This window comes from Rhodoferax sp. (assembly GCF_044236835.1).
Taxonomy (GTDB): domain Bacteria; phylum Pseudomonadota; class Gammaproteobacteria; order Burkholderiales; family Burkholderiaceae_C; genus Allorhodoferax.
Genome location: NZ_JBIIGC010000004.1, coordinates 32,474 through 49,365, shown reverse-complemented (window position 1 = coordinate 49,365; position 16,892 = coordinate 32,474). Strand labels below are relative to the sequence as shown.

The following is a 16,892-nucleotide window of genomic DNA, read 5'->3' as shown; positions in this document are numbered from 1 at the left end:
TAAACGGCCAACTTTGTCCCACCGCCGGGTGGCGCGCGTGCACCGCCGTGGCTTGCGCTGGCCCGGGCAGCGCACTACCATCGTGCACAGACTGCAACTTCCATGGGACACACCGACATATGACCCTCCGCTACACCAGCGTCAACGTGCTGCCCGAGTCCAAGATGCGGCTTTACCCCACCAAGGTCATCAACATCATTGGCGGGCCGGGCTGCGACAAATCGCTGTTCTCTGCGGCCATCGTCTTGCACCTCAACCTACGCCACAAAACCGCCGAGACCATCCCGGATTACGCCAAGTCGCTGGTCTGGCAGCAAAACTATGAGGTGCTCAAGAATCAGTACTTCATTGCACAGCGACAGTTTGAGATGCTCAACCTGCTCGACGGCCAGGTGCAATTCCTGATCACCGAATGCTCCTTGCCTCAAATCCTGTTTTATAACGAGCACTACGAAGACAACATCTGCGACATCGGCAAGACCCGGCAGCAAATCTTGCAGTGGTACCGCCAACACAACAACGTCAATGTGTTTGTCGAACGTGGCGACAAAAAGTACGTGCACACCGGCCGCTTTCAAGATGAAGAGCAGGCCAAGCAAATCGACCGCGGGCTGCGCGCAACGTTGGTGCGCGAGGGCTTGCACTACACCGCACTACCGCCGGACGTCGCGGCCATCAACGCCTTCACCGACACCTTGTTGGACTAGGCGGCGCCCATGCGCCAGGGGTGCCCCTTGCTGGCGGTATCCTGCAAACGAAAGGCCTTGGGCGACACGCCCACCGTGCGCTTGAAGACCTTGGAGAAGCTGAACGCATCCCCGTAGCCCACCTCGGCTGCCACCGCCTCCAGCCGCTGCTGCGTCTCTGCGAGCAAGCGCATGGCGCGCTGCATGCGCAGCACGCGCAGGTGGTTGAGTGGGGTGTCGCCCATGGCGTCTCTAAAGCGCTCGGCCAGCGCGGTGCGCGACAGGCCGGCGTGCTGGGCCAACTCGTCCAAGGTCCACGGGTGCGCGCTGCGCTCGTGCATCAATGTCAGTGCGCGCAGCACCTGCGGGTCGCGCACCGCGTGGCTCCAGCTTTGGCCGACCTGGCCGCGCTGTGCAACCACCTCCCGCAGCGCGTAGGTGAACACCGCATCCAGCAGCGCCTGCACGATGGTGTCGCTGCCAGGGGTGTCGGCCAGAATCTCTTGCTCCATCAAACCAGCAGCCAAGGCCAACGGACCAAAGCGGGGCCGGGTCTCGGCCCGCAACACCGTCCACGCCGGCAACTCGGAAAAAAGCGGGTGCAAGGGCGTGTTCCAGAGCTGGTAGGCACCACCCACCACGGTGCTGCTGTTCCCTGCCTTTGCCGACGCGGACTCCTGCGTGATCGTCTCTGGCCTGAGGCCCTCCAAGCTGGGGCCCACGCTGAGCGCGTGGTCGCAGCCCCGCGCCATGAAGGCCACGTCACCGGTGGCCAGGGCCAGCGGCTGCGCCAGCGTGGGCGCATGCACATGCACCGGGCCTTGCATCACCACATGCAGACCGATGCTTTTGTCGCAGGGAAAACGCAGCGCCACATCGTCCGCAATGGTGCGCAAACCCAGCACACGGCGGCGCATTCCCGCGTCTTGAAGAATGTTTGAAAGCAAGTCCATGCGGACGATTGAACATGAAAAATGAATTTTTGTCCATTCCTGATACGGATTGACCTTGGCAACATGCACGCCTCTGCAATCTCATCACAGGAGCTATCCATGCCGCGTATTTTTGTTCTTGGTGCCAGTGGCACCGTCGGTTCTGAACTCTCCCGCCTTCTGGCTGCCCAGGGCGAAACCGTGGTCAAGGCGACCAGCCGAGCGCCCACTGCCCCAGACCAGGTTCAGCTCGATTTGCTCAACCATGGGGGTCTGAGCACCGCGTTCAACGGTGTGGACCGGGCGTTCTTTCTGGCCCCACCCGGGCACACCAACCAGGACGTGCTGTTGGCCCCCTTGGTCGACGAAGCCAAGGCGCGCGGCCTGAAGAAGGTGGTGCTGATGTCGGCCATGGGCGCCAACGCGGACGACAACGCGCCGCTGCGCAAAGCCGAGCGCCGCCTGGAGGCCTCTGGCCTGGCCTACAACATCATTCGGCCCAACTGGTTCATGCAAAACTTCAACACCTTTTGGTTGCAAGGCATACGTTCAGCGGGCCAGATTTTTTTGCCGGTGGGCGCTGCCAAGGGCAGCTTCATCGACGCCCGCGACATCGCGGCGGTGGCCGCCCGGCTGCTCACCAGCGACACCTTTGCCAACCGGGACTTCGACCTCACCGGCCCACTGGCGCTGGACCACAACGAGGTAGCCGCCATCCTCACGCAGGCCAGCGGCAAGCCCATCGGCTTCACCGATATCCCGCCAGAGGCCATGTTGACTGCATTGAAAGAGGCGGGCCTGCCCCAGGACTACGCCGAGTTCTTGCTGGTGATCTTGGGCTACTTCAAGGCCGGGTATGCCGAGCGCACCACCGACCATGTGCGCGAGATCACCGGCCAGGCACCGCGCACCTTGGCGCAGTACGCAAAGGACTACAAGGCGAGCTGGGCCTAAGCCACAGTCCGGCCGGGCGTCGCCCGGTCGGACTGGCGGTGGCATACCGTTTGCTTTAATCACCTCGGAAAAAGCGCTTCTGCGACCTTTTCTAGGCCCAAATCGCCTAGCAGATGTCCCATGTACAGGGCAAGAAAAGTCGGTTAACGTAGGGGGCGTGGAAAATATATTCACAGCAATCTATCAATTCATGGAGTTTTTATGCAATTTCGAGTGAAAAGCGCGATGACGGTATTGGCTGCTGCAACCTTGCTGGTGGCATGCGGAAAGAAAGAAGAAGCAGCTGCACCGGCAGCCGCGCCAGCGGCGGCTCCGGCTAATGTTGTGAAGATCGGTCACGTTGGCCCCATCAGCGGCGCCATCGCCCACCTTGGTAAAGACAACGAAAACGGCGCCCGTATGGCCATCGAAGAACTGAACGCCGAAGGCGTGATGATCGACGGCAAGAAGGTCACCTTTGAGCTGGTTGCTGAAGACGACGCAGCCGATCCCAAGCAAGGCACCGCAGTGGCTCAAAAGCTCGCTGATGCCAAGGTTGCTGGTGTGATCGGTCACTTGAATTCCGGTACTTCCATCCCCGCCTCTGCCATCTACAGCGCAGCTGGTATCCCCCAGATTTCCCCCTCGGCTACCAACCCCAAGTACACCCGCCAAGGTTTCAAGACCACCTTCCGCGTGGTGGCTGACGACACCCAACTGGGCGGCACCCTGGGCAAGTACGCTGTGACAACCCTCAAGGGCAAGTCCATTGCGGTGATCGATGACCGTACCGCTTACGGCCAAGGCGTGGCTGAAGAGTTCACCAAAGCCGTCGAAGCCGCTGGCGGCAAAGTGGTAGCCAAAGAGTTCACCACCGACAAGGCCACCGATTTCAACTCCATCCTCACCACCATCAAGGGCAAGAAGCCTGACGTCGTGTTCTTCGGCGGTATGGACGCTGTTGCTGGCCCCATGCTCAAGCAAATGAAGTCCTTGGGCATCAAGGCCAAGTTCATGGGCGGCGACGGCATCTGCTCCACCGAACTGGTCAAGCTCGGCGGTGATGCAATTGCTGACGACCAAGTGTTCTGTGCAGAAGCCGGTGGCGTGGAAGGTGAAGCCAAGGCTGGCATGGAAGACTTCCGCAACAAGTTCAAGACCAAGTTCGGCGCTGAAGTGCAGGTCTACGCACCCTATGTGTATGACTCTGTGAAGTTGATGGTTGCTGCCATGGTCAAGGCCAATTCCTCTGACCCAGCGAAGTACCTGCCCGTGTTGGCCGCTACCGCCGACTACAAGGGCGTGACTGGCCCCATCAGCTTTGACGAAAAGGGCGACATCAAGAACGGTGCCCTGACGCTCAAGACTGTGCGCGCTGGCAAATTGGAAACCCTGGCCGTCATTCGCTAAGGTTCTTCCTTTGTGATTCGATAGTGTGAGTGTTAACGATTGGGGCTCTCTAGCGAGGGCCCCTTTTTTTTCGTCCCTACCCATGGTTCAACATCACAACTGCCGGGCCGTAGCCGCAACTTTAGGAACCGTCTTGTTGCTGGCGGGTTGCGCCCAAATTCCCCAAGCTTACGCAGAGTTGCCTTGGAAAGACATGCGTGGCGACAGAGGCTCGCAGGTCATGGCACGCGACTTTGAAATGTGCGAGCGTCTGGTGGAAGCCCGCAGCCAACTCAAAGGTTGCATGGCGTCCCAGGGTTGGGAGTTGCTCCCCTAACCCGCTGCATGCAAAACATCCTCGACCAGATTTACGCCGACGTTCAACCTCTTTACGGCACCGGCCGTGTGGCCGATTACATACCCGCTCTGGGCCAAGTGCCGCCGCGCCAGTTTGGCATGGCGGTGGCGGTGTGGGCGCCCGAACTTGATGCCAAAGGCAACTCGGTTTTGGGTGCGTTTGCACTCGAGCGGCTGGTCCATTTGTGGAAGATGTGACGTCTAGAATCGCACGCATGAGCACGCCCCCACCCGACAGCACCCCAGGAGCCACCAAACCCAGCAACTTTTTGCGCCAGATCATCGAGCACGATCTGTCCGTTGGCACCTACGCCAGCCGCCGCTGGGCCGGCAGCCCGGGCGATGCGGCGCACCATGCCGCCGCGCCGCCCGATACCGCCAAAATCCGCACCCGCTTTCCGCCCGAACCCAACGGCTACCTGCACGTCGGCCACGCCAAAAGCATTTGCATCAACTTCGGTCTAGCGCGTGATTACGGCGGCGTGTGCCACCTGCGCTTTGACGACACCAACCCCGAAAAAGAAGACACCGAGTACGTCAACTCCATCATCGACGCGGTGCGCTGGCTGGGCTTTGACTGGAGCCAGCCCGGCAACACCGCGCCCTACCAGGCCAGCGATTACTTTGGCTTCATGTACCGCGCTGCCGAAACGCTGATTGAGGCCGGCCACGCCTACGTGGACGAGCAAACCGCCGAGCAAATGCGCGCCAACCGCGGCGACTTTGGCAAGCCCGGCGTGGACAGCCCGTTTCGCAGCCGCACAGCCGCCGAGAACCTGGCGCGGTTTCGCGAAATGCGCGACGGCCTGCACGAGGACGGCTCCATGGTGCTGCGCGCCAAGATCGACATGGCCAGCCCCAACATCAACATGCGCGACCCGGCCATCTACCGCATCCGCCGCGCCACCCACCACAACACCGGCGACACCTGGTGCATCTACCCGATGTACACCTTCGCCCACCCGATTGAAGACGCGCTGGAGCAAATCACCCACAGCATCTGCACCCTGGAGTTTGAAGACCAGCGCCCGTTTTACGACTGGCTGCTAGAGCGCCTGACCGAAACCACCGCACTGCCCGATGGCCGCGTGGTGGGCGGCCTGCTGTCCGCTCCCCCGCCCCGGCAGTACGAGTTTGCGCGGCTCAACCTCACCTACGTCATCACCAGCAAACGCAAGCTCGCCCAGCTGGTGTACGACCGAAAAGTGTCTGGCTGGGACGACCCGCGCATGCCCACCATCGTCGGCCTGCGCCGGCGCGGCTACACCCCGAGCAGCCTGCAACTGTTTGCCGAGCGCATTGGCGTGACCAAGAGCGACAGCTGGATCGACTACAGCACCCTGGAAGGCTGCTTGCGCGAAGACCTGGAAAACACCGCCCACCGCGGCATGGCCGTGCTCAACCCGGTCAAGCTGGTGCTGACCAACTGGGACGAAGTGTTTGCAGCCCAAGGCGGCGCCAGCTACCTGGAGCCCTGCAGCCTGCCCGCCCTGCCACACCCGCCCGAAGGCACTGAGGCGCCTGCGCGCCACTTCACCATCGGTAAAGAAGTGTGGATTGAGCGCGAAGACTACGAAGAAGCGCCGCCCAAGGGCTACAAGCGCCTCTACCCCGGCAACAAAGTGCGCCTGAAAGGCGGCTATGTGATCGAATGCACCGGCGCCACCCAAGACGCCAGCGGCACCATCACCCAAGTGCTGGCCACCGTGGTGCCCGACACCAAAAGCGGCACCCCCGGCAGCGAAACCGTGAAGGTCAAAGCCGCCATCACCTGGGTCGGCGTGGCCGACGGCGTGCGCGCCGAAGTCCGCATGTACGACCGCCTGTTCAACGACGCCCACCCGGACGCGGGCGGCAAAGACTTCATCGAGAGCCTGAACCCGAACAGCCTGAAGGTGGTCACCGCGTTGGTGGAACCGTCACTGGCGAATGCGCTGCCGGACCAGAAGTTTCAGTTTGAGCGGCATGGATACTTTGTGGCGGATCGGGTGGACCATGTGACGGGGGGCAAGCCGGTGTTTAACCTGGCGGTGGGGTTGAAGGATAGTTGGGGGAAGTAACTTGTGGCATCCACAAGAAAGGTATCAGATAGGCATCTATTGCACGGCATAATGCATTTGCTCAGCTACGCGTTTGTGGTGAAGGTAACTAGCCATCGTCGGGCGATTTGCCAGACGGAAATGAATTGAGTGACTTCGACGGCACGAAACCGGCCCTGCGGCCAATCGCGCCAAGTCTGTCACGAGTGGCCGCAGGTCCGGTTTCGTGCCTGTAATCAGGGTATCTGAGCTCTTTTTCTATGGCCCAAAGCGAAGTCGAACTCGTAAAGTCAGTCATATCCCCAGATGGTGGAACCGTTGACGCCTTGCCCGATCTTGTGGCAATTTTCGGTGGCCCGCTATCAAGCCCAAGCGAGATCGCAGCCGGGTCTTCACCAAAGAGTTGCCGTGATGCGTATGTCCAGTGGCTTACGACAAATTTGCCCGGTGACAGATCTAAAGTTCTCATGCCAGAAAGCTATGAGGATTGGAGCAACTTCAACACCTATAGCGATTTACTGCTCTTTGAGGCCGATCTAGGGTACTTGACCGCTGCGATTGTGGTATTCCTAGAGGCCTTTGGATCAATTGCCGAATTGGGCGCGTTCTCCCAAATCGAGTCCTTAAAGGATCGCTTAGTTATCGTAGTACTTGGGGATCGCCATCCAATCAAGTCTTTCATTAGCCTTGGCCCACTTCGCCAACTGGAGAAGAAAGATACGGATAGCGTGTGCGTAGTGCCAGCCAGAGACGAAACGGAGATATTGAACGATATCAATGTCATCAATGCTGCCGTTTTGAAGAAGAAAGCGAGAAACAAGACCAAGCGGACGTTTACGCCGGAGGACAAGCAACATCAATTCGCCCTTGCCCTTGATCTTATTGCTCTTATCGAAGTTGTTACGTTTACAGATATCAAACTGCTTTTTGAACACTTTCAGGTCAGCGCCAACGAACATCGAATTTTGCAGATTCTCTTCACGTTAGAAAAATCAGAACTGATTAGGAAGCGCAGGTACGGTGGAATCGACTATTACGCGCCAGCAACGCGGGGAACAAGGTATTTGGATTTCAAAGGTATATCACCTAATGAAAAATTCAATCGCGCTCGATTGCAAGTCAAAGTACTGACGAATCGAATCTCCACTGACCGAGAAAAAGTATTCCAGAAGTTTTTCCCGAAGGGAGCCGACCTATGAAGTTGCTCCAATTGCTCCTGCGGGAGGTGCCATTCGAAAGAGAAGAGCTTTTAACAATCATTGCGACTGCGTCTCGCAGATACAAGGTTTACCAAATACCGAAAAGAGATGGAAAGTCAGTTCGGACCATTGCTCAGCCCGCGCCAGAGGTAAAACTTTTGCAGCGCATTCTGCATGCAGAGTTAATTGAAAAATGGCCGGTGCATGAGGCTGCTACCGCTTATGTAGCGGACCAATCAATAGCCGATCATGCTCGCCACCATGTCAAATCGAAATACCTTCTAAAACTCGACTTTAAAAATTTCTTTCCATCCATTACTGCGGCCGACATTAGGCAACACGCAAAGCGCAATTCAAATCTTGAGGAAGATGATTTGGATATTTTTGTAAATATCGTTGCGTGGCGGAATAAGTTAGACCGTAGTTTTGGTTTGTCTATTGGGGCCCCTTCGTCTCCAGCCATATCAAACTCCATGATGTTTGAGTTTGATACATGCATCAGTTCCTATTGTCGGGAACGAGAAGTCACGTACAGTCGGTATGCCGATGACCTCGCATTTTCAACAATGCGTAAAGATACGCTCAAGGAGGTTGAGGCAGAGGTACATAGGCTTACCTCATCGATTCAGTCCCCAAAACTCGCCATTAACGATAAGAAGACGGTGAATGTATCCAAGAGATATCGCCGGTCGCTCGTTGGGTTGACAATCACGCCGAATCAAAAAGTCTCGCTAGGACGAGAACGAAAGCGGGATATTCGCGCCAAGCTGTACCTCTATGGCAAGGGCTATCTAAATGGGGAAAATGTTGCCCATCTTCGTGGCCTGCTGGCATATGCATGGTCAATCGAGCCTGAATTTGTTTTGTCTTTAGCTAATAAGCAAGGGAATGAACTGTTTGCCAAGTTAGAGCTTCCGTTTCGAAGTTTGAAGGATTGATATGCACCACCAACCCATCCTTCACTTCTGGTTCACCGAGCTAACCCCCGAGCAGCACTACGCCAAAGACGCCGCCTTGGACGAAGCCATCCGCTCCCGCTTCGGTGCCACGCTGGAGTCTGCGGCACGGTGTGAGTTGTTTGCTTGGCGCGCCACGCCCGAGGGGCGCTTGGCGGAGGTGCTGGTGTTGGACCAGTTCTCGCGCAACGTGTACCGCGACACGCCGCGCGCCTTTGCGCAAGACGCCTTGGCGCTGGTGCTGGCGCAAGAGTTGGTGGCCAGCGGACAAGACCGCAGCCTGCCCCTGGCGCAGCGCAGCTTTGCCTACATGCCCTACATGCACAGCGAGTCCGCGCTGGTGCATGCGCAGGCGGTGGCGCTGTTTTCGCAAGCCGGCATGGAAGACACCCTGCGCTTTGAGCTGCGCCACAAGGAAATCATCGACCGCTTTGGCCGCTACCCCCACCGCAACGCCCCGCTGGGCCGCGCGTCCACGCCAGCAGAGCTGGCGTTTTTGAGCGAGCCTGGGTCGTCGTTCTAAGTACACGCTGGCCGCGCGCCAAACTTACCCACGCGGCCTGTGGGCCACTTTGTGGATAACCATGTTCACAAGCCCGCAAATCCGCGCCAGCATTGGGCTGCGCTGGGGTGCCCGCGAAATCATCAACTGCGGGGCTTTACCGGCGGCGGGGTCTGAGGGGGGCGGTTTTGCAGCTACGCTATGCACTTTTCATTTTTCACCCTGATGGAAAGCTGCCCGTGAAGAACCACCTCCCCTCCGCTCTGCGCGGCCTCGCCCTGGCTGCCTGTGTTGCAAGTGCGCTGACCCTGGTTGCCTGCTCGCCCAAAGACACCCCGCAAAAAGAAACCGTGGCCAGCATCCCAGCCGACCAATCGCTGGACGCCGTGGCCAAAGAAGGGCGGGGCTTTACCGTCGGCTCGATGATGGCGGCCAACACCGTGTACGTGCTCTTCGATCCGCAGTGCCCACACTGCGGTCATCTGTGGCAGCAGGCCTTGCCGCTGCACAACAAAGTCAAGTTTGTGTGGTTGCCGGTGGCCTTCATCAACGCCAAGAGCGAGCCCCAGGGCGCCGCCTTGATGTCCGCCACCGACCCGGTAGAAGCCATGAATGCGCACGAGGCGTCCATCCTCGCAGGTGCGGGCGGCATGGCGGCATCGAGCAGCGTGGCACCCGAGCTGGCAAGCGCGATCAAGAACAACACCCAGCTGCTCAACCGCCTGGGCGTGGCATCGGTGCCGCACATCATCGCCAAGAACCAAGTGACCGGCCAGGTGGTGAGCAACACCGGCGCGCTGGACACCGAAGCGCTTGGCAAGTTCTTGGGTATCAACTAAACGCAGCGCTATAAACAGCAACGCCAACGCGACGCACCAACCCAAGCGCTCTCCCCAAGCCCCTACCCCCCACCCAACCCCTACCAACCTTTCAACCCAAGGCACTTCCATGATTACTCTTTGCGGCTTCGCCCTCTCCAATTACTACAACGTCGTCAAGATGGCGCTGCTCGAAAAGGGCGCGCCGTTCACCGAAGAGATGGTCAAACCGCGCAGCAGCGACCCGGCGGTGCTGGCGATCTCGCCGCTGGGCAAGGTTCCGTTTATCAAGACCGCGCAGGGTGGCATGTGCGAGAGCCAGGCGATTCTGGAGTACGTGGAGGCGGCCTACCCGCAACCCGCGCTGTTTCCCAGCGACGCCTTTGCAGCGGGCAAGGTGCGCGAGTTGATGATGTACATCGACTTGCACCTGGAGCTGGTGGCGCGCGAGCTGTATGGCCAAGCGTTTTTTGGTGGCACCGTCAGCGACGACACCAAGGCCCGCGTTCAAAAAACACTGCAGCGCAACATCGCAGGGGTCAAGCACCTGTTGAAGCTATCGCCCTACGCCACCGGTGACGAGTTCTCCATGGCCGATGTGGTGGCCTTCAACAACCTGCCACTGGTGGGCATGGCCACCCGCGCGGTGTACGGCGAAGACATGCTCAGCGCTGCGGGCATCGACTACAAGCCCTACATCAAACGCATTGGCGAGCGCCCCTCGGCGCAAAAAGTGGTTGCCGACCGCAAGGCTTCCGGCAGCGTCTAGGCGCTAGGGTGGCTGGCGCGTAAGCAAGCCACGCCACCCGTGCCTAGCGCAGCCAGCGCCTCGCGCTGCTTAGCGGCAGACCAGCACCGGAATCGGCGACTCGGCCACCACCCGCGCTGCCACGCTGCCTAGCATGAGCCGCGCAATGCCCGAGCGGCCGTGCGATCCCAGCACGATCACATCGGCACCCACGCCCTGGGCGGTTTGCACAATGCCCGCAGCCGCGCCCACGTCTTCTACCAACTGCACTGCCAGCGGAACTGCCGCTCCGCCCGACTTGCACATGACCTCGACTTGCGCATGCGCCTGAGCAGCCAGTTGCTGCGCGGCTGCGCTGTAGGCTTGGTAGCCCATGGGGTTGACCTCGCCCACACCCAAATACGGGTACGGGTCGGACACATAGACCGCGGTAAGCTTGGCGCCATGGACGCGGGCCAAGTCAACTGCCATGCGGGCCGCGTTGGTGGAAGCGGCCGAACCATCGGTTGCCAACAAAATGCTTTTGAACATGGTTTATTTCTCACGGAGTGGATGAACACCGTTCCATGATGCGCCTTCTGCCCCGTGTGGGCTTGATGTGCATCAAAACATTCCTGCAACCCGCACACCAGGAGCCGTATGTACACCACCAGCACCAGCACCCAAACCGTGGACGGCATCGAGGTCCACATCGACGGCCATGGCGAACACACCATCGTCATGCTGCACGGCTGGCCCGACAGTTACCGGCTGTGGGACAGCACCGTGGCACAGCTGCAAGATCGCTGGCGCTGCGTGCGGTTTTCTTTGCCGGGCTTTGACGGCACACCGCCCGAACGCGGCCTGTCCTTGGCGGACATGACGGCGCGCATTGCCGCGGTGGTGGAGGCGGTCAGCCCCCATGCGCCAGTGACATTGCTGATACACGACTGGGGCTGCACCTTTGGCTACGAGTACGCTGCGCGGCATCCGCACAAGGTGGCGCGCATCGCGGCGGTGGACATTGGCGACCACAACACCGGCGCCTACATGCGCTCGCTCACGCCCGGCGCCAAGTGGGCCATCTTCAAGTACCAATACTGGCTTGCCTGCGCCTGGTATGCCGGTGCTTACCTTGGCAGCGGCGCAGGCAATGCGCTGACGCGCTTCATGGCGCGCAAACTGGGCTGCCCCACGCCGCCAGAGGACCTGCAATGGCAGAAAAATTTTCCGTACGCCATGCTGTGGATGAAGCTGCACGGTGGCCTGCGCGGTTGCATTCGGGTCAAGCCGGCCTGCCCGGTGCTGTTCATCTACGGCCAGCGCAAGCCCTACATGTTTCACTCACCACAGTGGCTTGAATCCTTGGCCCAACGCGAGGGCTGCAAGGTCGCACCCTTTGCCACCGGCCACTGGGTGATGGTGGAGCAACCGCAGGCGTTTGCCGACTGCGTGGCGCAGTGGCTGGACGCGTCGATACGCGCTGCAACTTAGCTTGCGGGCACCGGCGGATCGGGCCGGGGAATTTTTTTCAGGCGCACCAAGCGCGCTTGCTCCATCGCGTCTTTTTTGGCCTGGCGCTCTGCATCGCGCTGCTGCCCTTGTGCCAGCCACTGGGCAAACTCCTGCGGCGTCTCCAGCGTGATGCGGCCCAGCGCGGCGCTGCGAAAGTCGTGGATCAATATCTCTGCGGCCTTGTTGGTGTCTACCGTGCCGCCGGACTGCAGCGCGCCGCGCTTGCGGCCCACCGCCTCCAGCAACTGTTCACTGCGCAGCGCGGCGATGTCGCCCAGCTTGTAGCGCACTTGTAGCGATTGCGGGTAGTGGCTGCGCAGCGTGTCGAGCAACTCCAGCGCCACCTCTTCGTCGTTGTACGCATTGCGCCCCACGGCACCACTGGCGGCCAGGTGGTAGCCGCTTTGGGCCACGATGATGCGCGGCCACAGCACGCCCGGTGTGTCGTAGAGGTAAAAGTCGTCGGCAATCGCAATGCGCTGCTCCGCCTTGGTCACACCGGCCTCGTCGCCGGTCTTGGCGGCGCGCTTGCCTTTGAGGGTGTTGATGAGGGTGGACTTGCCCACGTTGGGAATGCCGCAAATCAGCACCCGCATCGGCTTGGCCATGCCGCCGCGCAAGGGCGCCAGCGCATGGCAGGCCGCCACCAGCGCGCGCGCAGGAGCTACTGTGCTGGCGTCCAGCGCCAAGGCGCGCACACCGGGCAGCGCGTTGTAGTGGTCCAACCACAGGGCGGTGCGCTCGGGGTCGGCCAGGTCTTGCTTGTTGAGCACCTTGAGCGCCGGTTTGTGGCCGGTGAGCTGGGCCAACATCGGGTTGGCACTGGAACCGGGCAGGCGTGCGTCGAGCAGCTCGATGACCACATCAATCTCTTTGATGCGGTCCTCAATCGCCTTGCGGGTCAAGTGCATATGACCCGGAAACCACTGAATCGCCATGCCTGTGCCTTGGGGAGTGTGTTGCGCTGCGCCCTGGCGGTGCGCGCTACGCCGGTGCCGCCGCGCTGGCCAGCAAACGCTTGGGCGACAGGTAGGCTTGCAAGTACACATCGAAGGGCATGGTGTCGGCCGCCTCGATGCGGTGCTGCGCCGCAAGCGACTCGGCGCTTTGCGCTTGCATGGACTGCAGTACAGCCGGTGGCAGGGGCTCGGAGAGCATGGCGGCCTGGGTGGCCTCGGAGTGCGCGCGCATGCAGGCCAAAAAGCTCCCGGCGTGGTCTTCGGTCATGGACTGCAAGACCCGCGCCGAGGGCAAGGTGTGGGGCTGCTCCAGCGCTTGGCGCGCAGCCTGCACCGCGTGGGCGTGCGCGCTGCCATCGGAACCTGCGCTGCCAGTGGAGCCGTTGATGGCGTCCAAGCGCTCAGCGAGTGGCTGCATGGCGGCCAGAATCTCTGCGGCCCACGCGGTGAGTGGCACTTGTTCATCTGCGCGCTCCAGCAGCAAGCCCGGCTCGCGCCCGCGCTCGGCGGTGCGGTGCTGGTTGCGCGCCATGGCGGCAATTTCTTGCGGGGTGTCGGGCGGGCTGGGGTGGGTCAGGCAGTACAGCAAGAACACATCGATAAAGCGCAGCGTTTGCGCGTTGATGCCCACTGGCTCAAATGGGTTGAGGTCCAACAGCCGCACTTCCACATACTCCACGCCGCGTTCGCGCAGTGCATGCAGGGGCCGCTCGCCCTGAAAAATCACCCGCTTGGGCCGGATGGTGCCGTAGAACTCGTTCTCGATTTGCAGCAGCGTGGTGGCGAGTTGCTTGTACTGGCCCTGCGCATCGCGCACGCCCACCGCCTCGTAGGCCGGGTAGGGTTGGGTAAGTGCGTCGTGCAAAGAGGCGGCATAGCCCTGCAGGCTGTTGTAGCTCACCGCCAGCGAGGACTGCGCATCGCTTTGGTAGCCCAGCCGCCCCATGCGCAAGGAGGTGGCGTGGGGCAGGTACATGGTGTGCGGGTTGAGCGCCTGCAACTGGTGCGCGCGCCCGGCCACAAAGCTGCTGCAGCTGGCGGGCGACGCGCCAAACAGGTACAGCAACAAAAACGCGTTGCGCCGAAAGTTGCGGATCAGTGCGAAGTAGTCTTCGCTGGACACGCCGGGCATGGACCAGTTGTAGTGGATGCCCGAGATCGTCTGCATGCGCCGCCCGTAGCGGTAGCCCAAGCCGCTGCGGTACACCGTCTTGGCGCGGCCCACGTTGGAGCTACCGTACTGGCCCAGCGGAATCGCATCGTCCTCGGGCAAGGCGCAGGGCATGCTGGAAACCCACAGCATTTCATCGCCCAGCACCTGGGTGGTAAAGCGCTGCACCTGTACCAGCTCGTCGATGCAGGCCTGCGCGCTGGCGTGCACGCCGGTGATGAGCTCAAGCTGCGACTCGCTGAAATCGGTGGTGATGTGGGGGTGGGCGAGCGCCGAACCCAGGGCGGCGGGGTGCGGCGTCATGGCCAGTGCACCGTTGGGCAAGGCACGCAGGCTTTCTTTTTCGAGGCCGCGGCGCATGCCGGCGAGTTGCTGCTCGGTCAGGGCGGTATGGCCCTGCAAATTCGTATCCATGCCGTAGGGCCCTTTGCGTCTTCTTGGGCCAGCGAAGGTACCACAGGCGCGCGCGGCGCGCTGGCGCGGCCCAAGCCGCCTTGGCACCGCAATCGCCGCGTCGATAATGGCCGCATTCGCATGCAAACCATCCCCACACCGGCACCGCCCCTGCCCCACAGCCCGCCGCGTGACTCGGCTACCGTCGTGCTGCTGCGCGAGACGCCCCAAGGCCCCGAAGTGTTCCTGGCACGCCGCCACACGGACTCGGACGTGCTGGGCGGCGCCTATGTGTTTCCCGGCGGCAAGCTCGACGCCAGCGACCTGCAGCTTGACGCCCATCGGCACCTCGACAGCGATGTGCAGGCATTGCACACCAGCTTGGCCGAGCCGGATTTGGAGCCGCTGCGTGCGCAGGGCTTGTATGTGGCAGCGGTGCGCGAGGTGTTTGAGGAAGCAGGCGTGCTGTTTGGTCAGGCGCTGACAGCCGAGCAAGGGTTGGCAGCGATGCAGATGCTGCGCGCTGGACACGACTTCAACGCCACACTGGCCCGGCTCCAGCTGCGGCTGGACACCCGCGCCCTGCGGCCGTTCTCGCGATGGATCACACCACTGTCGCCCTCCATGGGCAGCAAACGTTTTGACACCCGCTTTTTTGTGGCGGCCCTGCCAGCAGGCCAGTCAGCCACCCACGACGCACACGAAACCACCGAGAGCATCTGGCTGCGCCCGCGCGCGGCGCTGGAGCAGTATGTGCGCGGAACCATGGTGATGGCCCCGCCGCAGACCATGACCTTGGCGCACCTGGCGCGTTTTGGCAGCGTGGCCGAGGTGTTGCAGCACTGCCAGACGCGGCCTCCGGCACGGGTGTTTCCCCAGGCCATGCTGGCCGAAGATGGCCAGCGCATTCTTTGCTACCCCGGAGACGCTTTGCACGACGTAGCAGAGCGCGCCCTGCCCGGCCCCACACGGCTGGTGCAACGGGGGCGGCGGTTCGAACCGGAGGCGGGTTTTGAGGCCTGGTTTGCCTGAGGCCGCTCAGGCCTTGAAGACCTTGGCGTGCAGGCGGCGCATGGACCACCACACCACCCCCACCACCACCGGAATGGTGGCCGCAGCAGTCACCTCCGGCCCCAGTGGCCAGCCCAGGTGCTGCGCACCCTTGGCCAGATAGCTCACCAGACCCACGATGTAGTAGGTAATGGCCGCCACCGACAGGCCTTCCACGGTGGACTGCATCCTGAGTTGCATGCCCTGGCGGCTGTTCATCGCGGCCAGCAACGCTTGGCTACTTTGCTGCTGCTCAATTTCCACCCGGGTGCGCAACAGGTTGCTGATGCGTGAGACGCGCTGCGACAGGGCGTCTTGCCGCCGACTCGACCACTCGCAGGTGCTGCGCGCCGGGGTCAAGCGGCGGTCCATGAACTCGCGGATGGTTTGCATGCCCGCCAGCCGGGACTCGGCGATGTCGCCAATGCGTTTGTCCACCAACTCGAAATAGGCCGCACTGGCGGAAAAGCGCGAGTGGCTGGCGGCGTGCTGGCTCTCCACCTGCCCGGCCAGCCGGGTCAGGCGGTCGAGCAAGGCAGGCTCGTCGTCGCGGTTGGCCGAGCGGATCGACTGCGCCAGCTCGGCGAGTTCCAGTTCGGCAGAGGCCAGCACCGCAGACGCCTCGCGGGCGGCTGGCAGGCCGAGCAAGGCAGCCATGCGGTAGGTTTCAATCTCCAGCAAGCATTGCACCAAGCGGCCCAGGCGGCGCGGTGTCAGGCTACCGGCCAGCACCACCATGCGCGAGAAACCATCGGCGTGAATCGCAAAGTCGGTGTAGACCTCGGCAAAGCCATCGGCCACGGTGGAGGCGACCAAGGTTTCGTCGGACAGCACCTGGCGCACCAGGGTGTCGGGCTCCACGCTGCCCGCAGGCAAGGCCCACAGGTGCACCGAGGCCAGGCACTGGCCCGGCAGCTGGGCCATCCAGTCGCGCGGCACCACCGCGCTGGCGGTTTCAGGCTCGCGGTCGCCAAAGGGGTCGGACTTCAGGGGGCGAATAAACGTCCAGGTGACGAACTCGGTGTGCAACTCCCAGCGCACGCGGTACGGCCCGAAGTCCACCCGGGTGTGGGTGGCAGCCGCGTCGGGTGCGGGCAGGTGGTTGTCGCGTGCCAGCGCCGCCATGTGCGCGCGGCTTTGGGCGCGCTGCTCGGCGTTGCACACCATCACCACATGCGAGATGCACAGCGGTGCACCCATGGCCTCGGGCGGCCGGGCATGGATCTCGTTGTGCAGCGCGACGCGCAAAGGGTGTTGCATGGCGGG

At 61.7% G+C, this 16,892-nt stretch carries 18 protein-coding genes; 13 read left to right on the top strand and 5 right to left on the bottom strand.

From position 1 onward, the window contains the following. Positions 1 to 119: 119 nt before the first annotated feature. Positions 120 to 707 carry a hypothetical protein gene (locus ACILRC_RS04370; RefSeq protein ID WP_395668133.1) on the top strand — a complete coding sequence of 196 codons (588 nt, stop codon included), beginning with the start codon at positions 120 to 122 and terminating at the stop codon, positions 705 to 707. On the opposite strand, the gene ACILRC_RS04365 is transcribed toward ACILRC_RS04370, so the two are convergent. Beyond that, positions 704 to 1,639, bottom strand: a complete 936-nt coding sequence (locus tag ACILRC_RS04365) for an AraC family transcriptional regulator (protein ID WP_395668132.1) — start codon at positions 1,637 to 1,639, stop codon at positions 704 to 706. The two genes, ACILRC_RS04370 and ACILRC_RS04365, sit on opposite strands and share 4 nt — an antisense overlap. Positions 1,640 to 1,738: 99 nt before the next feature. On the opposite strand from ACILRC_RS04365, the gene ACILRC_RS04360 reads away from it, so the two are divergent. The 10 genes from ACILRC_RS04360 (at position 1,739) to ACILRC_RS04315 (ending at position 10,580) form a co-directional block, all read left to right on the top strand. After that, entirely contained in the window at positions 1,739 to 2,572 is an 834-nt protein-coding gene (locus tag ACILRC_RS04360) for an SDR family oxidoreductase (RefSeq protein ID WP_395668131.1), read from the top strand. A 201-nt stretch (positions 2,573 to 2,773) separates the two neighbouring features. Beyond that, positions 2,774 to 3,961 (top strand): branched-chain amino acid ABC transporter substrate-binding protein, encoded by a 1,188-nt coding sequence (locus ACILRC_RS04355; protein ID WP_395668130.1) that lies wholly within the window; start codon positions 2,774 to 2,776, stop codon positions 3,959 to 3,961. Between the two features lie 82 nt (positions 3,962 to 4,043). Beyond that, positions 4,044 to 4,277 carry a hypothetical protein gene (locus ACILRC_RS04350; RefSeq protein WP_395668129.1) on the top strand — a complete coding sequence of 78 codons (234 nt, stop codon included), beginning with the start codon at positions 4,044 to 4,046 and terminating at the stop codon, positions 4,275 to 4,277. An 8-nt stretch (positions 4,278 to 4,285) separates the two neighbouring features. Next, the gene (locus tag ACILRC_RS04345; protein ID WP_395668128.1) at positions 4,286 to 4,495 is read left to right on the top strand and encodes a hypothetical protein; all 210 of its coding nucleotides are present in this window, start codon (positions 4,286 to 4,288) and stop codon (positions 4,493 to 4,495) included. A 17-nt stretch (positions 4,496 to 4,512) separates the two neighbouring features. Beyond that, entirely contained in the window at positions 4,513 to 6,357 is a 1,845-nt protein-coding gene (locus tag ACILRC_RS04340) for a glutamine--tRNA ligase/YqeY domain fusion protein (RefSeq protein ID WP_395668127.1), read from the top strand. 239 nt (positions 6,358 to 6,596) lie between these two features. Beyond that, complete coding sequence (locus tag ACILRC_RS04335; protein WP_395668126.1) at positions 6,597 to 7,535, top strand: retron St85 family effector protein; 939 nt, start codon at positions 6,597 to 6,599, stop codon at positions 7,533 to 7,535. Beyond that, complete coding sequence (locus tag ACILRC_RS04330; RefSeq protein WP_395668125.1) at positions 7,532 to 8,473, top strand: retron St85 family RNA-directed DNA polymerase; 942 nt, start codon at positions 7,532 to 7,534, stop codon at positions 8,471 to 8,473. Before ACILRC_RS04335 ends, ACILRC_RS04330 begins: the two co-directional genes overlap by 4 nt. A 1-nt stretch (position 8,474) precedes the next feature. Then, positions 8,475 to 9,014, top strand: a complete 540-nt coding sequence (locus tag ACILRC_RS04325; RefSeq protein ID WP_395668124.1) for a DUF924 family protein — start codon at positions 8,475 to 8,477, stop codon at positions 9,012 to 9,014. Positions 9,015 to 9,232: 218 nt separating this feature from the next. Beyond that, positions 9,233 to 9,832 carry a thioredoxin fold domain-containing protein gene (locus ACILRC_RS04320; protein ID WP_395668123.1) on the top strand — a complete coding sequence of 200 codons (600 nt, stop codon included), beginning with the start codon at positions 9,233 to 9,235 and terminating at the stop codon, positions 9,830 to 9,832. A 109-nt stretch (positions 9,833 to 9,941) separates the two neighbouring features. Next, positions 9,942 to 10,580, top strand: a complete 639-nt coding sequence (locus ACILRC_RS04315; protein ID WP_395668122.1) for a glutathione S-transferase family protein — start codon at positions 9,942 to 9,944, stop codon at positions 10,578 to 10,580. A 69-nt stretch (positions 10,581 to 10,649) separates the two neighbouring features. Here ACILRC_RS04315 and ACILRC_RS04310 read toward each other — a convergent pair whose 3' ends face one another. After that, positions 10,650 to 11,090 (bottom strand): universal stress protein, encoded by a 441-nt coding sequence (locus ACILRC_RS04310; protein WP_395668121.1) that lies wholly within the window; start codon positions 11,088 to 11,090, stop codon positions 10,650 to 10,652. A 108-nt stretch (positions 11,091 to 11,198) separates the two neighbouring features. Here ACILRC_RS04310 and ACILRC_RS04305 point away from each other — a divergent pair, with 108 nt between their 5' ends. Next, positions 11,199 to 12,032, top strand: a complete 834-nt coding sequence (locus ACILRC_RS04305) for an alpha/beta fold hydrolase (protein ID WP_395668120.1) — start codon at positions 11,199 to 11,201, stop codon at positions 12,030 to 12,032. On the opposite strand, the gene ylqF is transcribed toward ACILRC_RS04305, so the two are convergent. Both ylqF and gshA read right to left on the bottom strand, forming a co-directional pair. Further along, positions 12,029 to 12,991, bottom strand: coding sequence for a ribosome biogenesis GTPase YlqF (gene ylqF / locus ACILRC_RS04300; RefSeq protein ID WP_395668119.1), 963 nt, complete (start codon positions 12,989 to 12,991; stop codon positions 12,029 to 12,031). The two genes, ACILRC_RS04305 and ylqF, sit on opposite strands and share 4 nt — an antisense overlap. A 46-nt stretch (positions 12,992 to 13,037) precedes the next feature. Then, positions 13,038 to 14,597 (bottom strand): glutamate--cysteine ligase, encoded by a 1,560-nt coding sequence (gshA, locus tag ACILRC_RS04295; protein WP_395668118.1) that lies wholly within the window; start codon positions 14,595 to 14,597, stop codon positions 13,038 to 13,040. Between the two features lie 120 nt (positions 14,598 to 14,717). On the opposite strand from gshA, the gene ACILRC_RS04290 reads away from it, so the two are divergent. Next, positions 14,718 to 15,608: an NUDIX hydrolase gene (locus ACILRC_RS04290; protein WP_395668117.1), complete on the top strand. Its 891-nt coding sequence runs from the start codon at positions 14,718 to 14,720 to the stop codon at positions 15,606 to 15,608. 6 nt (positions 15,609 to 15,614) lie between these two features. On the opposite strand, the gene ACILRC_RS04285 is transcribed toward ACILRC_RS04290, so the two are convergent. Further along, entirely contained in the window at positions 15,615 to 16,886 is a 1,272-nt protein-coding gene (locus ACILRC_RS04285; protein ID WP_395668116.1) for a DUF3422 family protein, read from the bottom strand. Between the last annotated feature and the right edge of the window lie 6 nt (positions 16,887 to 16,892).